This window comes from Mycobacterium sp. E1386 (genome assembly GCF_001672745.1).
Lineage (GTDB): Bacteria > Actinomycetota > Actinomycetes > Mycobacteriales > Mycobacteriaceae > Mycobacterium.
In genome coordinates this window covers 1-2310 of record NZ_LZKH01000035.1, presented here as the reverse complement: position 1 = coordinate 2310, position 2310 = coordinate 1, and the positions used below count along the sequence as shown (strand labels likewise).

The 2310-nt window shown below is 71.4% G+C and carries 2 protein-coding genes; both read right to left on the bottom strand.

What is annotated here, in order from left to right:
* On the bottom strand, window positions 1–1594 hold a 1594-nt coding region (locus A5709_RS04110; protein ID WP_156767960.1), incomplete at its 3' end, for a type I polyketide synthase.
* A 1-nt stretch (window position 1595) separates the two neighbouring features.
* The coding region (locus A5709_RS04105; RefSeq protein WP_231986882.1) for a phosphopantetheine-binding protein at window positions 1596–2310 on the bottom strand (715 nt) is incomplete at its 5' end.

The following is a 2310-nucleotide window of genomic DNA, read 5'->3' as shown; positions in this document are numbered from 1 at the left end:
GGTGGGTGTCGATCGCCGCCGCGGCCTCGTCGAAGGCGTGGGCGAAGGCCGGAAAGCGTTGATGCAGTTGGCGGCCCATGCCCGGCCATTGCGAGCCTTGGCCGGGAAACACGAAGGCCGTCTGGCCCGCCGGCCCGGCCCGGCCCACCACCACACCGGGGGCCGGCCCTCCGGCCGCCAGTCCGGCCAGGCCGCGCGTCAGCACGTCGCGATCTGAGCCCACCAGCACCGCCCGATGCTCGAACACCGAGCGCGTGGTCGCCAACGACCAGCCCACGTCCGCCGCGGTCACGCCCGAGTGGGCCACCCGCTCCGCCAGCCGCCGCGCCTGGTTGGCCAGGGCCTGCTCCGAGCGGGCCGACAGCACCCACGCCACTGACCCGTCACACTTATCCGCGTGCGGATCCTGTTGCGCGGGAGCCTGTTCCACGATGACATGCGCGTTGGTGCCGCCCATGCCGAACGACGACACCCCGGCCCGGCGCGGACGGCCCGCCGCCGGCCAGCGCAGCGCGTCGACGTTGACCCGCAGGTATTCGAGGTCGGGATTTCCGTCGGCGTAGTTGAGGCTCGGCGGAAGCACCGAATGCCGCACTGCCAGCACGGTCTTGAGCAGGCCGGCAATTCCCGCGGCGCCCCCGGCGTGGCCGATGTTGGTCTTCACCGACCCCACCCGCAGCGGATGCTCGCGCGCACCGAACACCTCGCCCAGCGCCCGTGCCTCGACCGCGTCGCCGACCTTCGTGCCGGTGCCGTGCGCCTCCACGTAGTCGATGTCGCCGCTGCCCAGGCCGGCGGCGGCAAGCGCCCGCCGGATCACGTCGGCCTCACCGGAAACCGACGGCACCGTCTGGCCGGCGGCCGTGTGCCCGGAATTACCCGCCGCGCTGCCCCGGATGACCGCATGAATGCGGTCACCGTCCCGCATGGCCGCCGGCAGCGGCTTGAGCAGCACCAGTCCCCCACCCTCGCCGCGGACGTAGCCGTCCGCGCGCCGATCGAACGCGTAGGTGTGACCCGACGTCGACAGCGCGCCGAATTCGCGTTCCAGCATTGCCGTTTCGTCGGCCAGGTTCAGGTGAACCCCGCCGGCGATCGCCAGCGCCGACTCGCCCGCGCGCAGGCTTTCGCAGGCCAGGTGCACGGCAACCAACGACGACGATTGACCGGAGTCGACGGTCATGCTGGGACCCTGCAACCCGAAGGCGTACGAGACCCGGTTGGCGATCATCCCGCGGCTGATGCCGGCGAACGAATGGTGGTCGAGGTGGTCGGCGATGTCGCGCAGGGTGAGGACGGCGTAATCGTCGGCCATCGCCCCGAAGTACACCGAAATCGCCGTTCCGCGAACGGTTTCGGGAACCACGAAAGCGTCTTCGAAGGCTTCCCAAGCCAGTTCGAGCGCCAATCGTTGCCGGGGGTCCATCGCGGACGCCTCCCGCGGCGAGAGGCTGAAGAAGTCGGCGTCGAACTCCGCGACGTCCCCGGGCAGTTGCGTCGCCTCGCGGCCGTCGCGGATGAGATCCCAGAACTCGCGGGGGCTTGCCGCGCCGGGGAATCGGCACGCGAGACCGATGACCGCGACGTCGGTCATGTTAGGGGCCCATCTCTTCGTCGAGGATGGCGAAGAGCTGACTTTCGGTGGCGGTGGCGATGTCGTCGTCGAACGGGTCGTCGGAGTACTCCGGGTAGGGCACTTCCGCCGGCCCGGTGAGGGTGTTCAGCAGGCCTTCCAGCCGGGTGACGAGCTTTGCTTTGTCGTCGGGGCTCCAGTCGGACCGGCCGAGCAGTGCCTGCAACTCGCGGGTCACGTCGTTGAAGCGGGCCATGCGGTCGGGCGGCTCACCGCTTGCCCCGGTGCTCAGCTGGCCGTCGAGATGCTCGGCCAAGGCCGCCGGGGTGGGGTGATCGAAAATCAGCGTGGGCGAAAGGGCCAGTCCGGTCGCGATTTTGAGCCTGTTGCGCAGCTCCACCGCGGTCAGCGAGTCGAAGCCGAGGTCTCCGAAGGCCTGCTCCCCGTCGACGTCCGCGGTGCTGTGGCCCAACACCGTGGCGGCGTTGCCGCAGACCAGCTCCACCAGCTCGCGCCTCCGCTGCTCGGGGGCCAGGCCGTCCAGCCGCGCGCGCAGGCCCGTCAGCGACACCATGTCGGTCGGGTCGAGAACCCGCCGCGCCGGCCGGGTGGCCAGCTGGCTCAGCAGCGGCGGCAGCGCGGCGCCGGCGTGCGCCAGCGCGGCGGTGTCGAGGCGGGTGGCCACGACCACCGGCGGCTCGGCCAGCAGCGCGGCGTCGAGCAGGTCGAGCGCCTGG